We start from the raw sequence: 24,786 nt of genomic DNA, 5'->3' as shown, positions 1-24,786 counted from the left end.
TCACCTCTGTAACGTCGGCACGACTTTCTTGAAAAACACCTCGACGAGTTCAGGGTCGAACTGTCGGCCTGCTTCTTCTGCGATGACCGCGAGCGCTTCGTCGAGCGTCTTCGCTTTCCGGTATGGGCGTCCCGTCATCATGACGTCGAACGTGTCCGCGATCGAGATGATGCGTGACGCGAGCGGGATCTGCTTTCCGCTGATGCCTTTCGGATAACCGTTCCCGTCCCATCGTTCATGGTGGGCGAGCACGATTTCCGACAGTGGACCATACTCCGGCACCGTACTCAAGATGTTGTAGCTCACTTCGGGATGACGTTTGATTTCACGCCATTCGGCCTCGGTCAACGTGCCCGGCTTGTCTAAAATCTCATTGCTGATCGCGACCTTGCCGATATCATGCAGTGTCGCTGCCGTGATGAGTTCGTTCACATCGGCACTCGTGAAGCCCATCGCCCGTCCGAGTTGCCGTGACAGCTCGGCGACGCGTTGCGAGTGCGCTTCCTCGCGCGGGATTTTCTCGTAGAGCGTTCGCATGATGAGCTGAATCGAATGATGGCGTCGGCTTTGTTTCTCCGACACTTTATGGTGATACATCCGGTCCTCGGCCAAATTGAACACTTCCGCGATGGAGAGTGCGTCATCTTCCTTCACCGCTTCCCCAAACGATGCCGAAATCGGCAGCCCTTCGATCGATTTGGCAAGGAACAGTTGGCTCAGGCGATCGGACAATCGGTTCGCCTCTTCAAGTGACGTATTCGGCATGATGATGACAAACTCATCCCCACCGATTCGAGCGACCGTATCCTTCCCTCGAATCTCACGTTTGAGCGTCATCGTCGCCTCGATTAACAAGCGATCCCCGACGAGATGACCGAACGCGTCGTTCGTCAGCTTCAACCCGTTGACGTCGACGACGATCAAGGCGAGCGGATAATAGTCCGGCTCGTCGTACGTGATGAGCGCCTCATCGAAGTAACGGCGATTCTTCACCCCGGTCAACTGGTCGTGATAACTCAAATACTCGATTTCCATCTCATATTTCTTCTTCTCGGTCACGTCACCGATATAGCCGTGCCAAAGGACGTGCCCTTCATCGAGCTTCTCTGGACGCGACGATCCTAAAATCCACGTCGTCCGACCGTCGGGCGTCAGGACGCGAAACTCCGCATCCCAAATCGTCAAGTTCTCGTACGACGTCTCGATGCTCGCCATCACGTTCGGATAATCTTCGGGATGGATTTTTGAGAACACGAGACCCGGGTCTTGTTTCATCTCTTCGAACGTGATACCGGTCAGCACCTCGAACCCCCGGCTAAAGAATGGGAAGTGGAAGCTGCCGTCCGGGCGCCGTTCGAACTGATAGATGGCACCGGGCACTTGATCGGACAGCTTCGTGAGCAATCGGTCCCGCTCGGCGAGTTCTTCCTCGAGCTGGACGCGTTCCGTCACGTCTTTGGCGACTGCGTAAATATAGTTGCCTTGGACTTTTGAATGCCACTCGATTGATCGATAGTCTCCGTCGATCGTCCGGTATCGGTTGACGAAACGAAAGATGTCCTTCCCTTCTTCGAGCAAGGCGAACGCTTCATTCGTCTTCTCGACGTCATCGGGATGAATCAGGCTCGTGAAGTCCATGTTCTCGAGTTCTTCGAGCGGAAACCCGAGCACACGCTCCCACGCCACGTTCAAATGGAAAATCTCATGATTGGTCAGGGACATGATGCACTCCAGGTCGACGGTGGCGAACCCTTCGAACATCGACTCTTTCGCATCTCCGATTTGCCGGTCCGCTTTTGTCATCTGTTCGAGGATGTGCACGATATACAATTCGACGAGCCCAAGGCGGCTCGCCTCTTTATTTCCTTGCATGACAATCGTCAAATCCCCGTAAAAGACACCGTCCTTCTCGATTTTAAACAAGACGACTTGGCCAAGGTCAAAAATCCGTAAAATATTTTTGATCAGTCGTTTCGGCAACACCCCGTCGACGAGCGGTAAAATGTCGTCAAACACGATTGGGCTCGGTGCCTCGAGTAACTTGGATCGTTTCGAGCTCATCGGCCATTTGCGGCCGACCGGATGGAACCCGAGGACGTCGAGACTGCGCTCGAGCAGTTCATCAATGCCCGAGAGCGCCACGGTCGAGTACGTCTGCCCATCATCATCGACTAAATTGAGCGTCACGGCCTTGGCGCCGGTGAACCCTCGAATCTGGTCGAGGAAATGTTGGTTCATTAATAATTCACGTCCCGTCGTCACGAAGCGGTGCGACACGTTGACGAGTTGTTTCAGCGCATTGTTCTCTTGGACGTGCGGTGTGATGTCGTGGAACAGCGTCGACACATAACCCGGACGCTCGCTAAAGACAGACAGTTCATACCAGGCCTTGTTGCGACGCGAGAAATGTTCGAACGTGATGGCTTCGCCACTGCCGACGGCCCGCGCGACTTGGACGATCCATTCCCGTTCGCTATATTCAAAATCTTTCAACTTGTCGGTGATCCGTCCACCGAGAAAATGTTCACGCTTTGCTTTCATGATGCGCTCGAACGCTTCGTTCACTTCATGAAACTCGTAATCGACGGGCTCCGCCGCCTCATCGTAGAGCACTTTAAACTCGACGTAGCCTTGGGGCATATGGCGCAACAAGGATTGAAATTTGGTCTGGTCTAAGTCTGCCACGTCGGTCCCTCCTCCGTTCAATTCTACTTTTCAGTTTACCTCATTTCTTACAAATTCCCTATATTTTCCGAATCGATTCTCGCCAATATGCGCACATTAAGTTTTTGTAAATGACACCTCACGGCTTGCACCTCCCCATCTCGATTGTTAGTATGATTACGAAAACCGATATCGAAAACCGATTTTAAGGAGATGATACACGTGGAAGACCGCGTTCTTCGAAAACTGTTTCTCGGTTTTATCCATATCCATATCTTGCACCACGCCTCTGAGCACCCGGTGTACGGAGCTTGGATGGTCGAGGAGCTCCGCGAGCACGGCTACTCGATTAGCGCCGGCACGCTCTATCCGATTTTGCACTCGATGGAACAAGACGGGCTGCTCGTCCGGACGAACGAGCTCGTCGCGGGTCATATCCGGAAGAATTACACGACGACCGAAAAAGGCCTCGTCGTCTTGGCGGAAGCCCGTCAAAAAGCGTATGAACTATTCAAAGAAATTAAGGAGTGAAGCACATGTCCAACCAACGCGTAACGTTCAAAACGTTACTTGAGATTTTATTCGTATCGACCCGGCTCGGCCTGACCTCGTTCGGCGGACCGGTCGCCCACCTCGGCTATTTCCATGAGGAGTACGTCCGCCGTCGCAAATGGATGGACGAACGCGCCTATGCCGACCTCGTCGCCCTCTGTCAGTTCTTGCCGGGTCCGGCGAGCAGCCAGGTCGGCATCGGCATCGGGATCGTCCGTGGCGGCATCCTCGGCGGGATCACGTCGTTCATCGGGTTCACGGCCCCGTCCGTCATCGCCCTCATCTTATTCGCCCTATTGGTATCGGGACTCGACGTCTCAGACGCGGGCTGGCTTTATGGATTGAAAGTCGTCGCCGTCGCCATCGTCGCCCACGCCATTCTCGGAATGGCCGGTAAATTGACGCCGGACGCGAAGACGCGGACAATCGCGTTCTTCGCACTCGCCGGAGTCCTGTTATGGCAGACGACCTATAGCCAAGTGCTCGTCATCTTGCTCGCCGGACTTGCCGGGTTCTTGCTGTTCAAACCGCAAAACCTCGACGTCAAGTCGGCTTCGTTCCCGCTCTCGAAACGACTCGGGGCGACGCTTCTCGGACTGTTCGGGGCGCTCCTCGTCATCTTGCCGATCTTACGGGAGACGATCGAGAGTCAATCGGTCGCCATGTTCGATAGCTTTTACCGCGCCGGGGCCCTCGTCTTCGGCGGCGGCCACGTCGTCTTGCCGCTCCTCGAGCGCGAACTCGTACCGGCCGGTTTCTTAAGTGAAGAGGCGTTCCTCGCTGGTTACGGGGCCGCCCAAGCCGTACCGGGACCGCTCTTCACATTCGCGTCTTATCTCGGGACGGTCATCAATGGCGTGCCGGGAGGTTTGCTCGCCACGCTTGCCATCTTCTTGCCGGCGTTCCTGTTGATCCTCGGCGCCTTGCCGTTTTGGGATGCACTCCGTCGCAACCCAAAAGTCGCCGGTGCGCTCATCGGTGTCAACGCTGCCGTCGTCGGGATTTTGATCGCCGCCTTCTATCAGCCGATCTTCACGAGCACGGTGAACGGTGCGGTCGACTTCGTCTTCGCTGCTTTCTTGTTCGCCATGATCGCGTATTGGAAGATGCCGCCTTGGGCGCTCGTCATCGTCGGGGTCATCGGCGGGATGATCATCGGCACGTTATAACACGAAAAAGGGACTTCTTCGCGAAGTCCCTTTTGTCATGGCCGCCATTTCCAGCGCATATAGTTGATGAACAGCTTCACGTACGCCAACTGTTCACGGACGACGTACTTCAGTTTTGTGGCCGTCGGCGTTCTCGCATACAGTGCGTCGGTCGAGAGCCCAAAGTACAGGCGTCCGACGAGCCGGGCCCGCCTCACATGAAAGTCGTTCGTGACGACGGTCAGACCAGACTCTCCACTCCAAATCGAACGGCTGAACAGAAAGTTCTCATACGTCGACGTCGACTCCGCTTCGATATGGATTCGCGCCGCATCAATGCCACGTGCCGTCAACTCCCGGGCAATGACGCGGGCCTCCGCCATCCCTTCATCAGGTCCTTGTCCCCCAGAAGCGATGAGTTCGACGTGCGGATATTGATTCGCGTATTCAGCCGCCGCTTCAATCCGGTGCAACAAGGCACGGGACGGTTGAATCCCGTTCACTTTTGCACCGAGGACGAGGACGTAGCGATACGTGCCGTCAGCGTTTCTTTGTGCCATCTCTCTCACCTGCCTCGGGATGATTATAGCAATCTTTTTAAAATCGAGGGACAACGAAGGACCGATGGAATTTCCACCGGTCCTTCGTTATAGCCGCCAAGTCACATAAAGAACTTACCAATCGGATGTGATTTCGCTTTGTCGAGTTGTTGCTTCAACGTCTCGATTTCTTTAGCCAAACCTTCTTTCTCAGATTCAAGTTGCTTCACCGTCGTTTCAAGGGTGGACACTTGCTTGTCCTTGTCACGATTCGAACGGTTCGCCGCAATTAAGTCACGTTTCACTTGGTTCGTGTTCTTACGGGCTTGATCTCGTTCTTCTTTCGTTTGCTTACGGAGCGCTTCTTTCTTATCGAGCTTCCCTTCTAGCAATTGGGCCGTCCGATAATAGTTGAGCTGTTCGTAACGGCTGTACGGATACACCGCCTCCACTTCGACAGCAGGCCCGCCATCGGCGATCACTTCTTGGAGCAATTGCTCCAGACGAGTTTGGGGGACCACGTCTCGGAATTCTTGGTCGACCAACTCGGCTGAGAATGTCGAGAGTTCAGCCCGGTACGACTCGTCCTGTAGGCGCTTGATTTCATCACCAATCGAGCCGCTCTTATAGCCGTCATACTTTTTCCCGATACCGCCAAAGTTAATTTTAGCAGCGTCACGCCATGACTCTGGAGTGATCAAGCCGTGGTAGCCTTTACTGCCGACGGCAATCGTTGGCTTTCCGACAGCCATGGCTTCGAGTGCCGCTCGACCTGGAGCGATAATAAAGTCGGCTTCGCTCATCGTCTCTGGAAGCTCTTCCTGACTGAGCCAGCCGAGCCATTCGATTTTTTGGTTCGTCCCTTCAACGGTCTCTTTATACCGTGCCTCGTACTTCTCGCGCTGAGTCCCGTCTCCAATCACATACCAATCAATCGGCATTTGTTGGACGCGCTCATCTTTCAAACCGTCTAAAAAGACGTCTAAAATAAACAGCTTATCTGGGTCAATGCGGGATGAGAACATCCCGACGAGACGTTCTTTCTTACGCGCTGGTTTTTTCGGTTGGAACAAATCCGATACCCCGTTCAAGATGACTTCTACTTTCGTGGCAATCTGTGGACAATGGTCCACCAAATACTCCGCGATTTTTTCAGACACGGCAATGACTTTTGAGATACTCGTATGGTACTGATCGATGTCATCGTGATACATCCCATGAATGACGAGCACGAACGGAATATTCTTTGCCTCCGCCACCGCGACACCGAGTTGGCGAGAGTTGAACGGGTGCGCATAGACGACGTCGAACGGCAACTCAATCAACTGCTTGATCACGTCTTTGACATTCTCGTTCGTATAGTCCGTCTCGATGACGGTCCCGCCGAGCGAGCGAATCTCATCCGCAAACGGACCTGGTTTCGAGACGACCGTGATATCGTGTCCATGTTTACGTAAATGGCGGACCGACGCTAAAATGTGAAGGTGCAACCCACCCATCGCCGAGTGGAAAAATACAGGTAACAGAATCCTCATTTGATTAATCCCTTCTCAATTTTGTGTGATATACAGCTTAGAACGACTCTTCGTAATCCCCAGACATCCCGGAGATGCGGTCGTTATGCATGAACAAGACGAGATCGACATCGTTCTCTTCGACGTAGTCCGTGATATCGACTTTTCCTTCCGCATAGCGGACGTCAATCGCCGAAACAGTCCCGAACGATTCACCGAGGAAGCCGAGCACCGGGTTGGCGTACGAGTCCTTCAAGACGAGCACGTGCAAGTCGTTGACCGGATCCTTCTGCTCGATGCGCAGCTGTCTATAGTTGTCCTTCATGAACACTTTATAGAAGTCAGAGAACCGTGCTGTTTCTTCGGCTTCTTCGCGGGCGATGACAGAGTGACCGCAGTCATCGCCATTCCGACAGACCTCGGTCGTGAAGCCATCTTTCGGTTCCAACCATTCCAAATAGTCGAGTTTCTCGACGTACGGGAGTGAGATCTCACGGGCGTGCGAGCCGAAGTACGGTTGGTCGATCTTGAACGTCTCCATGTCGGACGCCTCAAGTTTCGGTACATCCTTATAGTCTTCTTGGAGCCGCTCGATGATTTGTTGATACCCGAGGAAAGCCCCGTGGACGTTCCAATGGTGGTCGTTATAGAAATAGATGTCTTCCATCGGTTGATTGAAGATTGTCTCGCCGAGGTCGATGAGTTCGAACTCGGCCCCTTCGACCGCGTCATGTAAATTGCCGCGGCTCTCCAAGTCCCCGCTCATGACGTAATCCGGAATCAACTCATTTTTAGAGGCGAAAGCCGGTTTACTTGGAGCTGAGGCGAAGTAGACCGGGACGTCCTGTTCTTGCATCGCCTCCCCGAATTCCGGGAACAGGCGCTTCATGTTGTCAAACCCGCGCACCGGCTCGTCCGGACTGATGAGCACATCATTATCGAGGGCGAGCACCCCGTTATTGACTTGTTGTCGGAAAACGTTCTTTTGGAAACCGGCCTGGAGCCCCATCCAACGGTCACGTTGGAACACTTGGTCACTCGAATAGGTTTCAAACGCTTCCATATAGGAGCCATCGCGCACGGCCTTGACCGATGCTTCCGGTTGTTGTGCGAGTTCACGCCCTTCTAACACGGACACTTCCCGATCTTGACCGAACCAATACGTGGCCAGACCGAGAAAAAGTACGCCTAGAAACACACCGAGCAATAGAAAGTCAGCGAACCAGGACTTTTCGAGCCCTTTCGGTTTTTCTTTGATCGGGCGTGGACCAGGCTTTCGAGAATCTAACGGCTTCTGCATCGTATTGCTCCTTTCTCTTTAGAAGCGGAAGTAGATAAATGGATTGAACGTGCTCGACACGATATACGAAATCGATAAGAAGAAGAGCACGGTCACGCCCGTCACACGGACGAGTCCGACGATGCGACGAGTCGTCATCGATTTCGTCTCATCGAGTTCTTGGCTCAATAGTTTCCCGACGACGATGCGCGGGATTGGCGTTGCCCCTATGATGGCGATCGTGAGGACGACACCGTATTGAACCAAGTAGTAGAGCGCTTGTTGGTCGAATAGCGGACCGCCGTGAAGACCGAACATCGCCTGTAAATAACTGATCGCATATGGGAAATCGTCGGCTCGGAAGAACACCCAACCGATGATGACGACGAACAGCGTGAACGATAGCGATAGCCAAGACGGCATCGCTTTCAACCATTTCCCAAGAAATGCACGTTCGAGCATGATGAATACCCCATAGTATACACCCCAGGCGATGAACGTCCAGCTCGCCCCGTGCCATACACCGGTCAAGAGCCAGACGATGGCCAAGTTACGATACGTCTTCCACTCGCCTTGGCGATTTCCGCCGAGCGGGATGTAGACGTAGTCTCGGAACCAGCTTCCGAGAGACATGTGCCATCTGCGCCAAAACTCCGAAACGGAACGTGAGATATACGGGTAGTTAAAGTTCTCTAAGAAGTGGAACCCAAACATGCGCCCTAGCCCGATGGCCATATCCGAATAACCTGAGAAATCGAAGTAAATTTGGAGCGAATAGGCGATGACCCCGATCCAGGCGAGTGTCGTCGACATCTCGCCGGCCGGCATGCCGAAAATCTGGTCGGCGACGTAGCCGGCACTGTTCGCTAAAATCATCTTCTTTCCGAGACCGATGACGAAGCGCTGAATCCCAGACACGAAGTCATCGATCGTCTCGCGCCGGTCGACAATTTCATCGGCGACCGTCTGATAGCGGACGATCGGTCCGGCAATCAATTGCGGGAAGAACGAGACGTAAAGTGCCAAGTCGAAAATGTTGCGCTGGACTTGACCGTCTTTGCGGTACACGTCGATGACATAACTCATCGCTTGGAACGTGAAGAACGAGATGCCGAGCGGGAGCGGGATTTCCGGGTCGTTCAGCGAGAAGCCGAGGACGCTGTTGACGTTCTCGACGAAGAAGCTCGCATATTTGAACACCCCGAGCATCCCTAAGTTCCCGAGCACCATGAGCGTCATCCATAACTTGATTTTCTTTTCATGTTGTCGGTCACGATCGACGAGCCGTCCGAAGACGTAGTTCATCACAATCGACGCGAGCATGATCAAGACGAATCGCGGTTCGCCCCATGCATAGAAAAACAGACTCGCGGCAAGCAAAATCATATTTTTGACGGGACGCGGCGAGATGAAGTACAAACCGATGACGATCGGCAAGAAATAGAATAAAAAGACGGTTGAACTAAATAGCATCTGAGTTAGTCCCTTCCTACAAGATTACTCCTCAAACGAGAGATATAAATCGTCGAGTCGAATGGTCCGGGGCTCCGTCGTCTCAATCACATACTTGTAAGAGAGTTTGAAATACTCCGCACCTTCGACTTGAGGAATCGACTCCTCGATCTGGTTGACGCCCGGGTTGAGCGTCAACTTGAAGCGTTTGTTCGAGACACGTTCCTTATCTTTATATTGCATGAAATACATCTCGAGCTTCACGGTCGCATCGCTGAGCACGTGAATCTGTGTATCGAGGCCAATTGTCTTACAAGGGTCCATCTTGGCGTCGGGTAAAAACATTTGTGACGGCGGGATTTCAAATTTCAAATCGAACAGTTGCACATAAATCGAGTCGGACTCACTCTCCGGCATGAACGTAACTTCTGTCTTATACCCTTCTTCACGCATCCGTAAATGGTCTTTTTGAAAGCCGCGCGGATAATAATGATAAATCGCAGGGCGAATTCGTTTGACTGCCATATCGTTTCCTCCGTTTATAAGAAAAGAGTCGCCGTACGCATGTACGAGACAACTCTTATTCTTTTACATTAAGTTATTAGAAATCCGTTGCCAAAATGGCGTCGACGATGCGTCGTGACGCTTCCCCGTCACCGTAAGGGTTCGAGGCTTTCGACATCTTCTCGTAAGCCGTTGCATCCGAAAGAAGCTCATCAGCGAGACCGAAGATGACTTCTTCCTCGACACCAGCGAGTTTCAACGTACCAGCGGCCACGCCTTCCGGACGTTCCGTCGTATCACGAAGGACGAGGACCGGAACACCGAGTGACGGTGCTTCTTCTTGCACGCCGCCTGAATCCGTGAGGATCAAGTGCGAGATTGACGCATAGTTGTGGAAATCGAAGACGTCGAGCGGCTCGATCAAGTGAACACGGTCGATGTCGTGCAAAATCTCGTTAGCGAGTTCACGGACGACCGGGTTCATATGGACCGGGTAGACGACTTCGATATCATCATACTTCTCGATCAAACGACGGACGGCACGGAACATGTTGCGCATCGGCTCGCCGAGGTTCTCGCGACGGTGGGCCGTGAGCAAGACGAGACGGCGGCCTGATTCACGGATTGAGTCGAGCAACTCGTTCGTGTAGTCTTCACGGACCGTCGTTTTGAGTGCGTCGATGGCCGTGTTGCCCGTGACGAAAATCTTGTCTTCCGGTTTGTTTTCACGAAGCAAGTTCTCTTTCGACGTTTCCGTCGGTGCGAAATGAAGGTCGGCCATCACGCCTGTGAGCTGACGGTTCATCTCTTCCGGGAACGGTGAGTACTTGTTGTACGTGCGAAGACCCGCTTCGACGTGTCCGACCGCGACTTGGTTATAGAACGCCGCGAGCGATGCCGCGAACGTCGTCGTCGTGTCACCATGGACGAGGACGATATCCGGTTTCGTTTCAGCGATGACTTCACCCATGCCTTTGAGCACGCGTGACGTCACGTCATACAACGTTTGTTTGTCTTTCATGATATCCAAGTCGTAGTCTGGCTTGATTTCAAACAACTCGAGCACTTGGTCGAGCATTTGACGGTGTTGCGCCGTGACGACGACGATCGGTTCGACCCCTTCACGTTTCTTCAACTCGAGGACGAGTGGTGCCATTTTAATCGCTTCCGGGCGTGTCCCGAAGACAGTCATTACTTTTTTCATCGATTCGCTAACTCCTCTTCTGTGAGCGGCGGCAAGATATACGTCTCGCCGAGCTCTGTAGATTCGACAACGGTTGTCCGGCGTTTCAACTTATCCGCTTTAAACGCGTCTTGTTGGTCTTTCGATAAGTTACGGAACCATCTTAAAAACTTGTTGTATTCACGTGCGACTTCTTCGACCGGTCCGTATTCGCGGACCTCGCCGAACTCGAGCCAAAGTCCGAGCGTACAGAACTGCCGGACTTGTGACACGGAGTGGCTGATGAAGAAAATCGTCTTGCCTTGATCCTTGAACTCGTTCATCTTCGTGAGACACTTGTCGGTGAACGTTTGGTCACCGACCGAGAGCGCCTCATCGATGACGAGGATATCAGGGTCGATATTAATCGAAATCGCAAATCCGAGACGCGACTTCATCCCGCTCGAGTATGTCTTGACGGGTTGATAGATGAAGTCACCGATATCGGCGAACTCGACAATCTGTGGCGTCAGCTCGGCGATTTGTTGTTTCGTCATCCCGAGCATGAGCCCTTTCAATTCGATATTCTCCATCCCGCTCAAGTTCCCGTTCAAGCCAGACGAGATCGCGATGAGCGCCGTCTTGCCTTTTAACTGGATTTGACCGTGGGTGGGCGGCATGACATCCGCGAGCAGGTTCGACATCGTCGATTTTCCTGACCCGTTGATGCCGATGATGCCGACGACTTCGCCCGGCGGCACTTCAAACGTGACGTTCCGGAGCGCATAGAATTGCTTCCCGTTCGTTTTATTGAGGAAAATCTCCTTCAATTTGTCGGTCGGCTTGTTGTATAACGTATAACGTTTTGACACGTTCTCAAATTTAACTTGATACATGATAGCCTCCTCAAATGTAATCGATGAAATATCGACGGAAGCGCATATGGATCATCGAACCAACAAAGAAGAGGACGAGCACGATCGCCCAGTAGTAGAGACCATACGCCCAGTTGTTCGCGAGCCAATCGGTACCGAGGAACATCGAACGATAGCCTTCAATCAAGTAATACAATGGGTTGACTTGAAGAATATCTGCGAGACGGCCGGTCGGAACCCAAAAAATCGGCGTCAAGTACATGAGCATTCGCATGAGCGATTGCAATAAGTTTTGTAAGTCGCGCACGATGGTCGTCAGTGCGGACGTGATTAACGCTAGCGAGTAAAGTAAGGCAAGAGCACTGATCGCCAAGTAAATGAACCAAAGCGAATGCAGCCCCATCGGATAGCCGAACGCCCACATTAACACGTAGGATACCGCCACTAAAATGGCATGGCGATAAAACAACGATAACAGGACGTACGCAGGAATCGTTGAGATTGGAAAGCTCATCTTAGAAACTAACCCAATCTTCGAATAGACAGACCGAGCCGTGGAAGTGATTGCCGCGGCAATAAAGAACCAGACGACAATCCCCGCAACGAGCCATGGCAGAAACGGCACGCCATCAATCGGCCTGCCGCTTCGAATACCAAATCCAAATACAAACCAATAGACTGCGATTTGCAGCAATGGCGTGACGAATTCCCATAAAAATCCGAGGTACTGCATTGAATAGTTGCTCTTCGTCTCATACGTCGCGAGACGCATGATCAGATACTTACTCGATTGCAGTTCTGAAAGAATAGCTTTCGCGGATTTAAACATGTGAATTCACCTTGAATCAACGTACGAGATTCGTTTCCTTTGTAAATTTGTACAAGTTGCCGTAGTTTACGACAGCCACATCGTCGCCAGCCGGCTTCACGATGTTGCGCGTGTCAAAGATCATCGGACGACGCATCGCTCCGCTAAGTTCAGCGAAATCGAGTGTCTTGAACTCGTTGTGGTCGACGAGGACGAGGACGAGGTCCGCATCTTGAATCGCTTCTTCTTTCGATACGAGGTCGAAGCGGCTCGATGTCGACTTCTCGACGTGGCCGTCATGAACCGAGATGTTCACGCCGCGGTCGAGCAAGAGCTCACAGATGTCGACGGCTGGGCTTTCACGCATGTCGTCGACGTTTCCTTTGTACGTCACGCCGAAGACAGCAACTTTCGCGTCTTCGATGCCCGCAACGAGCTTCTCGACGTTGTCGGCCACGTAAGCTGGCATCGAGACGTTCGTCTCACGCGACAAGTTGATGATTTGAGCGAGGTCAGGTGACTTCGCGACGATGAAGTACGGGTCGACCGCGAGGCAGTGACCACCGACGCCAGGACCTGGGCTATGCAAGTTGACGCGCGGGTGTTTGTTTGCCATCTCGATGACGTCGAGGACGTTGATGTCGAGGTCGTTACACACTTTAGCGAGTTCGTTCGCGAGGGCGATGTTGACGTCGCGGAACGTGTTCTCCATGAGTTTCGACATTTCAGCCGTCTTCGCATCCGTCTTGACGATTTCGCCTTCGACGAATGTGCCGTAGACACGTGCGCCAGCTTCCGCACAGGCAGGCGTGATGCCGCCGACGATACGGTTGTTGTGCACGAGCTCATGCAAGATTTGTCCTGGAAGGACACGCTCTGGGCAGTGAACGAGGAAGATGTCTTCGCCGACGACGAATCCAGCTTCTTCAACGATCGGCTTGACGAAATCGTCCATCGTACGTGGCGCGATTGTCGACTCGACGATGATGACGTTCCCTTTCTCGACGAATGGAAGGACTTTACGTGTCGCGTCCAAAACGTAAGTGAGGTCGCACGACTTGTGCTCGTCATCATTGTTTGGTGTCGGTACGGCGATGATGAAGGCGTCCGCTTTCTCCGGTGAGAGTGACGCACGGAATTTACCTTTTGCGACGACGTCGGCGACGACTTCGCCAAGACCTGGCTCTTCGATGTGGATTTCGCCACGGTTCAATTTATCTACGACGTTTTGAGAGATATCTACCCCAACGACGTCGACGCCGTATTTAGCGAAGACTGCCGATGTCGGCAAACCAATATACCCAAGACCTACTGTACATACTTTCATTTGTAGTAACCTCCAAGTGTGTGTGTGCCCTGCGATTTCTCAGTGCGAGCATGTCCATCATTTTATTTCAGTTTCGACAATAAAACAATACTCATTATACTCTTGAACAAATCAGCCGAGCAATTACATTTTAATGACAAATCAATGTTTTTCCGTTTCGGACAACGCCTCTAGTATAAGCTGTTCCAGCTTTTTAGCAAGTGTTTCGACCGCGAAGTGCTCAAACGCATAGGCTTGAAGCGGTTTTGCGGCTTCGAGCAAACGGTCTGAATCGTCGGCGTATGAGCGAATGATGTCGACGGCGTCGGACACATTTTCGAGCAATAAGTCGTCCGGATAGATCGTCTCGCTTCCCGTCCAGTGACGGATGAGCGGATACGTCCCCGACGTCATCGCTTCGGCCGGAGCCAAATGGAAGCTCTCGAGATCGCTCATCGAGAGGACGAAACCAATCTTTTGCAACCATTCCGGCACGTCGTCGCCGTGGCCGTCGAACTGGACGCTCGATTGGAATTGCGGCTCTTCGAGACGGGCGAGCAACTTGTCGTAATACGCCCGCTCCTCTTCCCGCTTGTTGATCCAGTAGATCTCGTTCGGGTGATGTCCTTTAATGAAGAGTTTATAGCGGCTGTCTTGTTGTAACAGCTGCTCGAGCAAATCGAGCGCCAAATCGAGCCGCTTCAGTTTCGGGTTGACGCCGATCATACCGAGGTGGAACGTCAAATCTTGTTTCACTTTCGGCTGCGCCAAACGCTTGCCGTCGACGGCGTTATAAATCATCGTCATCTTATGGCGCGGAATGCGGAACAGACGGTACATCTCTTCGAGCATATACGGCGAGACGAGGATGATTTTGTCGATATTGTGCAAATTGTATTGGCGCGGGAACGGTGTCTCTTTCTCTTGACGGTGAATCCGGACAATCAGCTTCTGGTGCGGCAGCTTATGCTCCGAGTACCAGACGGCGTTGCCGAGTCCCCACTCACAGAAGATGATGTCGGCCTGCTCAAGACATGCCTTACTATGGTTGACGTTGTGAATCTTATGGCCATCCCATTGATCGACGAGCACGTTGAAGCGCGGGTTCTCCGAGAACTGCTTCATGAACAGCTTCAAGAACTTCAAGTCATGACCGGCGAAAACGATCGTCAACTTCTTCATCCCCCACAACTCGTCGCGCAGACGCGCGTACGTGTTCGTGAACGTGTAGTACTGGGCCATGTCGTACAGACGCTTGGCGGCCTCACGGTAGATGCTAGCGTCCGTGAGCGCGAGGCGTGCCTTGTCGATGAACTCCGTCTCCGAGTTGACGAAGAGCGGATAGTCCGCCCCGAGAATGAGCTCGTGCATCGGGTTACGGTTGAGCAACACCGGTTTTCCGAGCGCACCGTATTCGAGCAGCTTCGTCGACAGCTCGAGCGAGGCATCGAGTTCCGGATGGCGCCAAGATACGCCGACCGCACTCGACTCGATTAACGTCTCGACGTCGCGGCGCGGGATGCCTTTCAGCCACGTCACGCCTGAATCGTGACCGAGTCGATGTGTCACGTCTTTGCGGAAGTTCGGGTTGTTCGGGTCTTGATTGAACTTGTCCCCGGCGACGTGCAACTCGGCCGCCGGATGCGCGGCGCGCAGTTTCGTGAACGCCGTCAAAATCTCGCTCGAATACCAGAGCGGCGCGAATTTGCCGGTATAGACGAGGCGGTCGTTCGGTTTCGTGAACGATGGTGTCGCTTCTTTCACGTTCGGAATCATCGGGTTCAAGATGAGGAACGGCCGCTCCGTCGGGAGGAACGTCTCAAAATAATCCTTCATTGCCGACGTCTGGCAAAGCATGCGAGCCGAGCGTGAGGCGATTTGCTTCAAGCGGGCCAATTCTTCGTCCGACGCCTGCGTATGGTCGTGCGTGAAATCCGTGATATACGTCCACGTCTTCGCCATCGTGTCTTCATATGCTGACAAGTTGTAGGCGAGCTGGAAGCCGCGGATGAACGCCAAGTCGTACGACCCGCTCATCATGAGCTCATGGATGAGCTGGGCCGCTTCAGACGGTTCAAGCACTTTCTTCTCGTAATAAGGTTCGTCCTTCTTCGGCGACGTCTCGCTGAACACGTCGAGGAAACGGACGTTCGGCAACTCACGAATCGACGCCGTCACTTCCGGTTTCACGATTGAGCGTTTCAATAAGATATCGACGTGAATCGACGGGTCTTGTTTCAACATATGAACGACGGATGTCAGCCAGATGGCCGACCCGTCGATCAAGTTCAAGTTCACGTCCCCATAGACGAGGACGCGGAGCGGTGCTTTCGTCATAACGTTACCTCCTGGACCATTGCGTCGGAGAGATTAGCTCCGCCTTTGACGTATTGATACGGGTCGATGCTGAAGATGCGCTCCCCGGACTGGGCCAGTTCTTGGAGTGACGCATCTTTCGTCAACACGTCGAGCGCCTCTTTCACACTATAGAAGCGGAGTGCCGCCGGTTTGACGAGCGAGCGTGTCGGCACAGCGTCGAACACGTAGCGATAGCTCGCATCTGTGTCTTGTTTCTCGAGCGTCCCGTCAAACGTGTAATGGTCGCCTTTCGTCAAGATATTGGCGTCGGCATAACGCGTCGCCAAGATATAGTCGGACACGTACGACGGGCCGTAGTAGTCTTCCCGGTTGACGTACGCCATCCATTCGAAGCCGTCCAAAATCTCGGACAAGGCGTTGTACTGCGTCAAATAGCTGAGCATGAACGTCGAGATCTCCTCGGTGTTGTACTCGTTATAGACGTCGATGTAACCGTCGAACTTGTCGAGGAACACGACGAGATGCGTGTGGGCATAGTCTTGCGCTTGATAGATCGACACGACACGCTCCATCTCTTCTTTCGAGCGGACGATGGCGACCATGGCGACTTTGGCGTGATCGACCCGATACGGGATGCCGATCGCACCGACGACTTGGGCAAGTCGTTGCGTGTACGTGTGATACGTCAACACGTGACGCATCCCGCGCATGGCGACGTCCTCATAGAACGCGTCATCCGTCAACAGCTTCTTGAACGTCTCGTCGAGCATGGCATCTCCCTCATCGAGGAAGACGTAATCGCCAAGCATTTGTTTGACGCCAATCGAACGCGTGCTGACGACCGGTGTCGCACAGGCGAGTCCTTCGAACACACGACGCGAGAACATCGTCGGCGAATCGTTGACCGAGTTGACGTTCAGCATAACTTTGAAGCCTTTGTATGCTTTCGCGATCTGGTTATATTTCAAACTGCCGCGAATCGAGTCACGGAACTGCTCCGGGAATTGGAGCTGGTCCGTCTCGCCGCGTTGGTTCATCTCATAGTTGCGGTCATAGATGACGAGGCCGTAACGGTTCGCCGCGGCGAACAGACGGTCCATATCTTGACGACGCGACTCATGACGGTTCGCATAATACGAGCCCGCGAACGACGCGTACGGTTCACGCGTACCCGGCAAGCGAATCGGATTGTGCTCTTTCGGTTGTGCGGCGAACGGGAGCGCGCCGACGCGGTCGTGACCGCAGTCGCGGATATAATCCTCGACCCGGTTCTCGTCAGTCGTGTAGACGTAGTCAAACCGTTTGGCCGTCTCGATGAAGCGATCGTAGTGGATCGGGTCTTCCTTGTTCCAGAACACGGTCGGGATGTTGTTATGACGGCACCATTCGAGCAGGCCGTCGAGTTCTTCCCACGTGTTCGTGCCGTATTTGACGATTTTCTTCTCCCACGCCCCGGCGTTCCCTTTCCACGCCGACTCGACCATCAAGAAGTCCGGCTGTTCATCGGCAAGGACGGCCGTCCAGTTGTCCGGTGTGAACGTGATCAAGTCACATTCCGGACGGTACGATGCGGTCGTGAACTCATCGAAGATGGCCGCGACTTTCAGTTCGTGCAGCTCACGCGGCACGGCACGGAAAAGACGGGCCTCACGCACGTCGAGCCATTCCGGGCTACGCGTCCGGTCGCTGATGATTTCCTCGGTGACACGAATCCGGTCGATGACCGCTTCTCCGTCCCCGTCGACACGAAGCGCAAAACGGAGGCGACGCGCCTCTTTCTCGAACTCGAAAATTTTCTCTGAACCGAGTTGGACTTGCTGCATATTCAATCGGCCTTCCGTCGAATACGTGATGATATAGAGGACGACGTTCGTCCCTTCGCCCATCTCCCCATCGACCGTGACCCGGTAACGACTGTTCGATTTGACGTCGAACAAGAAGTCGACCGGCAACAGTTTGAAGCTGTTGTTCGTCTCGGCGTACGAGATGTAACGGCGATTGCCTTCCCCGGTCTTCAACTTGACGACGAGCTGGTCGTGTTTATGTTTCAGTTTGATCGTATCCGGCGTCGGCACCGTCCACATCGACGGTTTGAGCGACAAAATTTCTTCGCGACGGACGCTCTTCTCGCGGACCATACCGAGCTTCAATCCATGGAGCTCACCGTGACCTGAGAAACGGACGAAATAGCGGACCGTTGTATGGCTCGGTGTCAGGCGGATAATGCCACTCAGTCCGAGCGGGACCTCGATCATCTGGTCTTGGCCGTCCGCCGTGTACGTGACGACGAACAGGGAAGCGTTCGCCGTGCCGGTCACCGTCCCTTTTAAATAGAAACGATAGACGTCATCGTCCATGTCCCCGAGCGGGAAATCGATGGCACGTTTCGTGTTCACGTGCGGGAGCGCCGACTCGCCGACGCCGAAATGGACGTACTGGCTGCCGACGCCGTGAAGCAACAGTTTATCGTCTTCGAAGTCGACGACGCGGTTGATCGCCGAGATCAACTCGAGCTGTTTTGGTGTCAAATCGATGCGATAGTCGAAATCAGCGTCTTGCATATGGTAAGCCATACCTTCGACATCCCAGAGCGAGACACCGTTGACGTTCAACTCGATGACGCTATAAGAGCCTTTCCCTTCCGTCTCGATAGCGAAGCGGACTCGCGTCTCGTTCGCGAGCAAGGCGATGTCGGTCGGTGCCTGATTGTAGACGAACACGTCACGTGAGTGCTTGTTCCGTTGGTAGAGCGACACTTTCACGACGGGATTGACGTCTCCTGTCGCCTTCGCCCGAAACTGGACGTGCAGATGACGAGTTGATTTTGAGAACATTTGCTTGAGGTCAAGCGCCTCTTCTTTTCCATCCGCTCGGTACGCGAGTGCGACCGCTTCCGGCCGTGAGACGATGACGTCCGCTCCTTCTAAGTGCACCGCATTCGATGCGGTATACCAATTCGGGACGATCGGTCCCCCTTTACGGGAAATCACGCGATTGCGCGTCTTATTGATGATTCGTTTCCCGACGCGACGTGAGCGCTGTAAACCAAGATGTGCCGCACGACGTGCTTTCGTTTGCCAACCCATATGTCTTTCCTCCAAACTGCGGGGTTGTTCCCCTCGATTTCACTAATAAGGAAGCGACACATCACATGTCGCTCCCGGTTGGTCATTTTCGTTTGACGATTTTGCCGACGCGGCTTCGGATGGCCCGCACTTTAAGGAGTACTTTGCCGACTTTAGACTGTGTCAAACTTTGATATTTACGATTGATTTGAGTAAATTTCCGACTCATTTGGTGATAGCGTTTATCGGCCTTCTCGACTTCTTTCGAGATCCACTCTACCGTATAGAGCAGTTCGGCGTAACGATGCAAGAGACGTTGGTATTGTTGACCCCTGATCCGGTATTCACGTTGAAGTCGTTTATTCTCCTCGATTTGTTCAGCGAGCTGCATCTCGAGAAGGTTCTTTTCTTGTTTCAATTGTTCACTCATGGTTGTCACCTCAACGGAATACGTCGAAATATAGACGTTTCAATTCATTTTTTTGACCGCTCTCGTACAGATCGATGAACTGTTTGAAGCGCGGGCTTCTCGGTTCGAGCGGCTTGAACTGCTCATAGATGGCATATAACAGGTCCGCATTGCCGAGGAAGTCCTCTTCCCGCGACCGGCGAATGAACTGGAGATACCATAGCTCGAAGAACCGTTCAAAGCGCGTCTCGCGGTAAACGTCGAGCACACCTTCACGTTCGAACGCTTTCGCTCGGGCCGTCTCACGCAAGAGACACTTCTCGAAGTAACGGCGTGTGATCGTGTTGACGGTCGACCCGGCCACGGCCGCGTAATAATCGTGGATCGTCAAATCGACGAGTGCGACCCGTTCTGCCGACAAGAACATCTCTTGGAAGAAGAGCGAGTCTTGACCGACCGCACCGATGACTTGCTTCAATCCGTTCTCGACGATGAAGTCGCGGCGGATGACCATCGCCTGGATGCTTTGGACTTTGAAGTTGTGCTCGAGCAAGTAGGCGCGTGGATCTTCGATCATGCGAATGCCATCTTTTTCAAGCCCTTCGAGTTCAATCATCGCCTCACGGTTCGACAGCTTCAACATACTGCCGACGGCGAGGTCGAGTCCCGGTTCGCGTGTCATCAACTGATACAGCTCATGATAGCCGTCGTTGACCGCCTCGTTATCCGGGTCGAGGAACGCGATATACGGAGTCGTCGCGAGCTCGACGCCCTTATTACGGGGGCGTGAGGCACTGCCGCTGCCGCCATCCGCGAACGAGTACATGTAGACGTTCGCATGCTCACGTGCCAAGCGCTCGACGTAACGAGCCGTCTCGTTGTCGGTCGAACCATCGTCGACGAGCCAGATTTCCATGTCGTCAAACATCGAACTCCGCTTCAAACTGAAGAAGCATTTGTTATACAAGTAACGGCCGTTGTTATATACCGGCACGACGACAGACAGTTTATAGTCACGCGGTGCGTTCGGCGAAACGCTGACTTCACCTTTGACGAGCTCGTATCGGTCAATCGCATAACCTGGTAACGTGCGTGTTTTGAGCGTCCGCGTCGCGACTTCTTTTAGCGACAACTGTTCGGCGACGAACACCGAACGGTGGACGTCGGTCACGTCCGTCACATAGTCATGTTCCGGGCCCGTGACGAACGTTTCGCCGTCGAAGTAGGCCGCTTTCGTCACGAACGAGACGTCCGTGTATTTGAAGGCGTTAATCATGTCTTCCAAGTAGTACGCCTCATACGTATAGGCCGAGTCAAAGAATGCGACGAACGCCGCTTCTTGTAAATCGGTCTCGGTCACGGCGTCCGCCATGCGGAAACGGATGCTTGCATACGTCTGTGCGTCGATCATCGCTTGGAGACGCGACTCGTCACCCGAGCCGACGACGAGGACAGGGCGGGCCCCGAGTGCCTCCGTCTCGAGTCCGAGCGCGAACAACATCTCTTCAAACCGGTCGTGTAGCGTATGGCCGCCCATAACCGTGCGAACACCAGACAGTTGCTGGCGGACCATCTCGTCTTCTGTCTTGAACATGCTCAAGATTTGTTTTGCGTCCAACCGCCCCGTCGCGATGAACACGTTTGGGAAATCGTTGTTGACGGCGATATTATAGTTCGTCAAGACGAGATTGCCGCGCGCCTGTGCATCATAGATCTCTTGGGCGCAGTAAGTCGGACTGTTCTTCACTTCGTTGACATGAAGAATCCAGTCGACCGATTTTTTCAAGTCACCCATATTCGTCTCGCTGGCGACGAGATATGGACGATACGTCTCAGCGACTTCTGTATGTTGATCACGGTTCGACTTCGTCACAAAGAGTTGATGGTCCGTCTCTAGCACACCGTCCATCAATTTGTTGACGTCGTCCATGAACACGTTGCGCATCGGGAACTCGTTCGTGACGAGCACATCGTTCAGACGCGGGCGCGTCATCCCGATCGGATTGTGGAGCAGTTGGTTGACGAACGGCTTGATGACGAAGACACGGTCATGGTTGCACAGTTCCGTGTAATCTTGAACCCGTTCTTCGTTGGCCGTAAAGACGACATCACATTTTGCCGCGAGTGATGCGAAACGAGCGTAATGGTTCGTATCGGCCTCGGTGTGGAACACGGTCGGGATGTCCCGATAGTTCGCTTGTTTGATCAGTTTTTCGAGCCATTCGCGCGAATGTGAACGTGGTGTCCCCATATGCTCAAAACTTGTCGCCGCTTCTCCTGGAAGAATCGGGCTGATCATCAGGAACTCGATGTTCACACCGGCATTGATGAGTTCTAAAAACTCGGTGACCGTACTGAACGTATGGATGTTGCAGACGTTACGCCACGTCTCGGCCCGTTCGACCGGTCCGACGAACGCCACGTCGATGAGTTTCTTCTTATAGTAATACGCGGTTCCGTTCGACGACGGGAATGAAGCCACGTCGCTCGGGAATCGCTCGGACGCCGTGTCCCATTCTTGTTCGAGAGCCGTGTGGTAGGCTTCGAGTTTGGCGTCGTCCCAATACGGGAGCTGGGCTTTCTTCGTCAAAGACGGCAAGTCGTTGATGAGAACGACATCGCCTTCATCTAGTGGTTCTTTTTGTGAAATCCGTTCCCGTTCGGCACGTACCCATTTCGTGTGCGCTTGAACGTCGGACAATAATCGTCTTACATCCATTAAATTCGCCTCATTCTTTCATCATGTCGTATCGTAGGCTTCACACCTACACCCTCTGTCATAGTATCAAATATCAGATAGGCAAGCAATTTCAGTCAGATGACAATCCATTGACCCGTCCCTCTTGTCGTATACCCGACTTTCACGACCATTAACAAAAAAACACTCCCCTGAAAAAATCAGGAGAGTGAAACTGCTTAGTTTGCTGCTGTGTCGACGATGCGACCTTCCACTTTCGGCTCAACGGTTTTGAGACCGGCCACATGGTCACGCAAGTTTTCCCAGTCCGAGAGACCGAGGTCTTGAACGCGTCCTTCTGTATAAGCTTTGCCTAGTTCTTCGAAGCCGTCGCCGCCTTTGGCCGTGAAGGCGTTCGTCGCGACTTTATATGTCGTCGTGTCGTTCGCAACGAGGACGTATGCGTCGTCTTTCAAGTACTCGATTTTTGTCACGCGTTCGCCTGACGGTTTCGAGCTATCGTACGTCACTTTCAAGCCAGCCACGTGAAGGAAACCACCGTTTTCGCTCGGAAGCGGTCCGACGCTGCGCTCGAACGTTTGGTAAATCTCTGTCCCAGTGAGGTCAGCGATGGCGAGCGTGTTGCCGAACGGAAGCGTCGTGAGCACTTCGCCGATCGTGATTTCCCCTTCATCGATGGCTGCACGGATGCCGCCGCCGTTTTGCATCGCGCCGATGACGTCCGCGTTGAACGTCTTCGCTTTCGCGAGCATACCGTCTGTGATCAAGTTACCAAGCGCCGTCTCGTTTTTACGGACGCTCTCACCTGTCGTGTTACCGATGTCGCTCGTACGCGGGTTCGTGAGCGCTGCCGTCGCTGTAGCGCCGGTCGGTTGGTTTTTCAAGGCGTCGACATCTTCTTTGAACGGCGCGAGGAGTTGCGTCGCTTTCGCGTCTGCTTCAAGTTTCGACACGTCGATGACCGAACCTTCATGTGCGACGACTTTACCGTCATGGTCGAACGTGACGTCGAGTGTGCCGAGGTATTGGCTGTACTGGTACGCTTGGACGATGATGGTCGGGTTATCCGAATCCGCGTTCTTCACGACCGGTTTCGTAAGCAACGAGTGCGAGTGTCCGCCGATGATGACGTCGATCCCTTCAACTTCTTCTGCAAGGATTTGATCGTTGTCGACCGCTGGGTTGTCATCATAGCCTAAGTGCGTGACCGCGACGATGTTGTTGACGCCAGCTGCCTCGAACGCTGCCACGGCTGCTTTTGCTTCCGCGATGTAGTCTTGGAATTGCGTGTCGCCTGGGCTGGCGATGTCAGCCGTCTCTTCTGTTGTGAGACCGAAGAATCCGACTTTGACGCCGTCCACTTCTTTGATGACACCTTCATAGAGACGACCGTTGTATGGCTTGTCCGTCACCGCATCGCGGTAGAGCGATTTCAAGTTCGCATCAGCTGAGAAGTCGAGGTTCGAACTGACGAACGGGAAGTTCGCATAGCGGATGAACTTGGCAAGCTCTGCGTTGCCGTCTTCGTCGCCGCCGAGGTCGAACTCGTGGTTTCCGAGCGTCATCAAATCGTATTTCATGTAGTTCATGAGTTTCAAGTCAGCCATACCTTCAAACTTGTTGAAGTAGAGCGAACCTGAGAATACGTCCCCCGCATCGATCAAGAGAGCGTTCGGCTTCTCGGCACGAACTTGCTTAACGGCTGTCGCGCGTTTCGGCGCCAAGTCGAGTGAAGCGTGCGTGTCGTTCGTGTGCATGAATGATACTGTATTCCCACCGACCGAATATGGAAGCTCAGCTTCGATTGTGCGGCCGTTGCTCGTGAACTTCGCATGTGCCGTGAACGATCCGATTTTTGACGTATCGATGCCATGGACGCGGACGAGACGCTCGACTGTACCGTTCGCAAAGCGAACATCGAGACGAAGTGCGCTCGGCACGTTTTCCCCTTGTTTGAACGAGAGTGCTTCAGCCGGCTCGATGGCGACCGGATAGTTCAAAACGCGGACGCGCTTCTCGACTTTCAACCCCTTGCCGAGAACGATTCCTTTCGCCGTTTGATATGTACCGAGTTTGTTCATCTTGACCGAAGACTTGTACCAGTGAATCTTGGCCCCTTTGTATGTCTTGTCGAGTGACGCGTCGAGGTCCCCTCCGCGGACGAAGTCCGTTTTCAGTTTGACCGTCTTCGCTTTCGGTGCCGCGTCAGCTGTCGCTGCCGGAACGATCGATGAAGCGGTGATGGCCGCCACAGCGAGTGAAGCGTACAACTTGTTCGTTTTACGTGTGAGCATTTGATTTTCCCCTTTCAAATGTGGTGAAGCAGAACTAAAACGAATGATAGCGCTTACAATGTCTGACGGAGTACAATTGGCCTTGCTCCCTATTCCGTCTTCAGACCTATCGTTTCAGAGACCACTCTCCTCTCTAAACATATCCAATTCCACTAGTAAATACAATTAATTTTTCGTTAATTCCGTGTATCTTTTCCA

General features: G+C 53.3%; 16 protein-coding genes and 1 pseudogene. 2 read left to right on the top strand and 15 right to left on the bottom strand.

From position 1 onward, the window contains the following. The gene (locus KNP78_RS08535) at positions 1 to 2,685 is read right to left on the bottom strand and encodes an HD domain-containing phosphohydrolase (RefSeq protein ID WP_235420212.1); all 2,685 of its coding nucleotides are present in this window, start codon (positions 2,683 to 2,685) and stop codon (positions 1 to 3) included. A 201-nt stretch (positions 2,686 to 2,886) separates the two neighbouring features. On the opposite strand from KNP78_RS08535, the gene KNP78_RS08530 reads away from it, so the two are divergent. Next, positions 2,887 to 3,195 (top strand): PadR family transcriptional regulator, encoded by a 309-nt coding sequence (locus KNP78_RS08530; protein ID WP_034778829.1) that lies wholly within the window; start codon positions 2,887 to 2,889, stop codon positions 3,193 to 3,195. 5 nt (positions 3,196 to 3,200) lie between these two features. Continuing rightward, positions 3,201 to 4,385, top strand: a complete 1,185-nt coding sequence (gene chrA / locus KNP78_RS08525; protein WP_034778831.1) for a chromate efflux transporter — start codon at positions 3,201 to 3,203, stop codon at positions 4,383 to 4,385. Between the two features lie 35 nt (positions 4,386 to 4,420). On the opposite strand, the gene KNP78_RS08520 is transcribed toward chrA, so the two are convergent. The 14 genes and pseudogenes from KNP78_RS08520 to KNP78_RS08455 all read right to left on the bottom strand — a co-directional run bounded on the left by KNP78_RS08520 (position 4,421) and on the right by KNP78_RS08455 (position 24,588). Continuing rightward, positions 4,421 to 4,924, bottom strand: a complete 504-nt coding sequence (locus KNP78_RS08520; RefSeq protein WP_052090156.1) for a YdcF family protein — start codon at positions 4,922 to 4,924, stop codon at positions 4,421 to 4,423. Positions 4,925 to 5,025: 101 nt separating this feature from the next. Then, positions 5,026 to 6,438: a glycosyltransferase gene (locus KNP78_RS08515; RefSeq protein ID WP_214823656.1), complete on the bottom strand. Its 1,413-nt coding sequence runs from the start codon at positions 6,436 to 6,438 to the stop codon at positions 5,026 to 5,028. Between the two features lie 37 nt (positions 6,439 to 6,475). Further along, positions 6,476 to 7,717 (bottom strand): DHHW family protein, encoded by a 1,242-nt coding sequence (locus KNP78_RS08510; protein WP_214823655.1) that lies wholly within the window; start codon positions 7,715 to 7,717, stop codon positions 6,476 to 6,478. 18 nt (positions 7,718 to 7,735) lie between these two features. Further along, complete coding sequence (locus KNP78_RS08505) at positions 7,736 to 9,169, bottom strand: MBOAT family O-acyltransferase (protein WP_034778837.1); 1,434 nt, start codon at positions 9,167 to 9,169, stop codon at positions 7,736 to 7,738. A 24-nt stretch (positions 9,170 to 9,193) separates the two neighbouring features. After that, the gene (locus tag KNP78_RS08500; RefSeq protein WP_034778840.1) at positions 9,194 to 9,673 is read right to left on the bottom strand and encodes a hypothetical protein; all 480 of its coding nucleotides are present in this window, start codon (positions 9,671 to 9,673) and stop codon (positions 9,194 to 9,196) included. Between the two features lie 76 nt (positions 9,674 to 9,749). After that, on the bottom strand, positions 9,750 to 10,856 hold the full coding sequence (gene wecB, locus KNP78_RS08495) for a non-hydrolyzing UDP-N-acetylglucosamine 2-epimerase (RefSeq protein WP_034778842.1): 1,107 nt from the start codon (positions 10,854 to 10,856) through the stop codon (positions 9,750 to 9,752). An 80-nt stretch (positions 10,857 to 10,936) separates the two neighbouring features. Next, a pseudogene (gene tagH, locus KNP78_RS08490) lies at positions 10,937 to 11,713 on the bottom strand (teichoic acids export ABC transporter ATP-binding subunit TagH); the annotation flags it as partial. 7 nt (positions 11,714 to 11,720) lie between these two features. Continuing rightward, positions 11,721 to 12,518 carry an ABC transporter permease gene (locus KNP78_RS08485; protein WP_034778846.1) on the bottom strand — a complete coding sequence of 266 codons (798 nt, stop codon included), beginning with the start codon at positions 12,516 to 12,518 and terminating at the stop codon, positions 11,721 to 11,723. Between the two features lie 16 nt (positions 12,519 to 12,534). After that, a complete protein-coding gene (locus tag KNP78_RS08480) occupies positions 12,535 to 13,824 on the bottom strand; it encodes a nucleotide sugar dehydrogenase (RefSeq protein ID WP_214754072.1) in 1,290 nt (429 codons plus the stop codon). Between the two features lie 141 nt (positions 13,825 to 13,965). Then, positions 13,966 to 16,140, bottom strand: coding sequence for a glycosyltransferase (locus KNP78_RS08475; RefSeq protein ID WP_214823654.1), 2,175 nt, complete (start codon positions 16,138 to 16,140; stop codon positions 13,966 to 13,968). Continuing rightward, positions 16,137 to 19,208 (bottom strand): CgeB family protein, encoded by a 3,072-nt coding sequence (locus KNP78_RS08470; RefSeq protein ID WP_214823653.1) that lies wholly within the window; start codon positions 19,206 to 19,208, stop codon positions 16,137 to 16,139. The genes KNP78_RS08475 and KNP78_RS08470 overlap by 4 nt, the downstream gene beginning before the upstream one ends. Before the next feature lie 82 nt (positions 19,209 to 19,290). Further along, a complete protein-coding gene (locus KNP78_RS08465; protein WP_034778855.1) occupies positions 19,291 to 19,617 on the bottom strand; it encodes a hypothetical protein in 327 nt (108 codons plus the stop codon). A gap of 10 nt (positions 19,618 to 19,627) precedes the next feature. Then, positions 19,628 to 22,315, bottom strand: coding sequence for a glycosyltransferase (locus tag KNP78_RS08460; protein ID WP_214823652.1), 2,688 nt, complete (start codon positions 22,313 to 22,315; stop codon positions 19,628 to 19,630). Between the two features lie 197 nt (positions 22,316 to 22,512). Beyond that, positions 22,513 to 24,588 (bottom strand): bifunctional metallophosphatase/5'-nucleotidase, encoded by a 2,076-nt coding sequence (locus KNP78_RS08455; RefSeq protein WP_214796872.1) that lies wholly within the window; start codon positions 24,586 to 24,588, stop codon positions 22,513 to 22,515. Positions 24,589 to 24,786 lie beyond the last annotated feature (198 nt).

The organism is Exiguobacterium sp. s28 (assembly GCF_018618135.1).
GTDB classification, from domain to species: Bacteria; Bacillota; Bacilli; order Exiguobacteriales; family Exiguobacteriaceae; genus Exiguobacterium; species Exiguobacterium mexicanum_A.
The sequence above is the reverse complement of the archived record's forward strand: the minus strand, read 5'-3'. Positions and strand labels throughout refer to the sequence as shown.

Excerpts from the sequence above, each read along its gene's own strand:
- chrA (WP_034778831.1), top strand. The coding sequence starts at position 3,201 with ATGTCCAACCAACGCGTAACGTTCAAAACGTTACTTGAGATTTTATTC.
- KNP78_RS08520 (WP_052090156.1), bottom strand. The coding sequence starts at position 4,924 with ATGGCACAAAGAAACGCTGACGGCACGTATCGCTACGTCCTCGTCCTC.
- KNP78_RS08515 (WP_214823656.1), bottom strand. The coding sequence starts at position 6,438 with ATGAGGATTCTGTTACCTGTATTTTTCCACTCGGCGATGGGTGGGTTG.
- KNP78_RS08510 (WP_214823655.1), bottom strand. The coding sequence starts at position 7,717 with ATGCAGAAGCCGTTAGATTCTCGAAAGCCTGGTCCACGCCCGATCAAA.
- KNP78_RS08505 (WP_034778837.1), bottom strand. The coding sequence starts at position 9,169 with ATGCTATTTAGTTCAACCGTCTTTTTATTCTATTTCTTGCCGATCGTC.
- KNP78_RS08500 (WP_034778840.1), bottom strand. The coding sequence starts at position 9,673 with ATGGCAGTCAAACGAATTCGCCCTGCGATTTATCATTATTATCCGCGC.
- wecB (WP_034778842.1), bottom strand. The coding sequence starts at position 10,856 with ATGAAAAAAGTAATGACTGTCTTCGGGACACGCCCGGAAGCGATTAAA.
- KNP78_RS08485 (WP_034778846.1), bottom strand. The coding sequence starts at position 12,518 with ATGTTTAAATCCGCGAAAGCTATTCTTTCAGAACTGCAATCGAGTAAG.
- KNP78_RS08480 (WP_214754072.1), bottom strand. The coding sequence starts at position 13,824 with ATGAAAGTATGTACAGTAGGTCTTGGGTATATTGGTTTGCCGACATCG.
- KNP78_RS08475 (WP_214823654.1), bottom strand. The coding sequence starts at position 16,140 with ATGACGAAAGCACCGCTCCGCGTCCTCGTCTATGGGGACGTGAACTTG.
- KNP78_RS08470 (WP_214823653.1), bottom strand. The coding sequence starts at position 19,208 with ATGGGTTGGCAAACGAAAGCACGTCGTGCGGCACATCTTGGTTTACAG.
- KNP78_RS08465 (WP_034778855.1), bottom strand. The coding sequence starts at position 19,617 with ATGAGTGAACAATTGAAACAAGAAAAGAACCTTCTCGAGATGCAGCTC.
- KNP78_RS08460 (WP_214823652.1), bottom strand. The coding sequence starts at position 22,315 with ATGGATGTAAGACGATTATTGTCCGACGTTCAAGCGCACACGAAATGG.
- KNP78_RS08455 (WP_214796872.1), bottom strand. The coding sequence starts at position 24,588 with ATGCTCACACGTAAAACGAACAAGTTGTACGCTTCACTCGCTGTGGCG.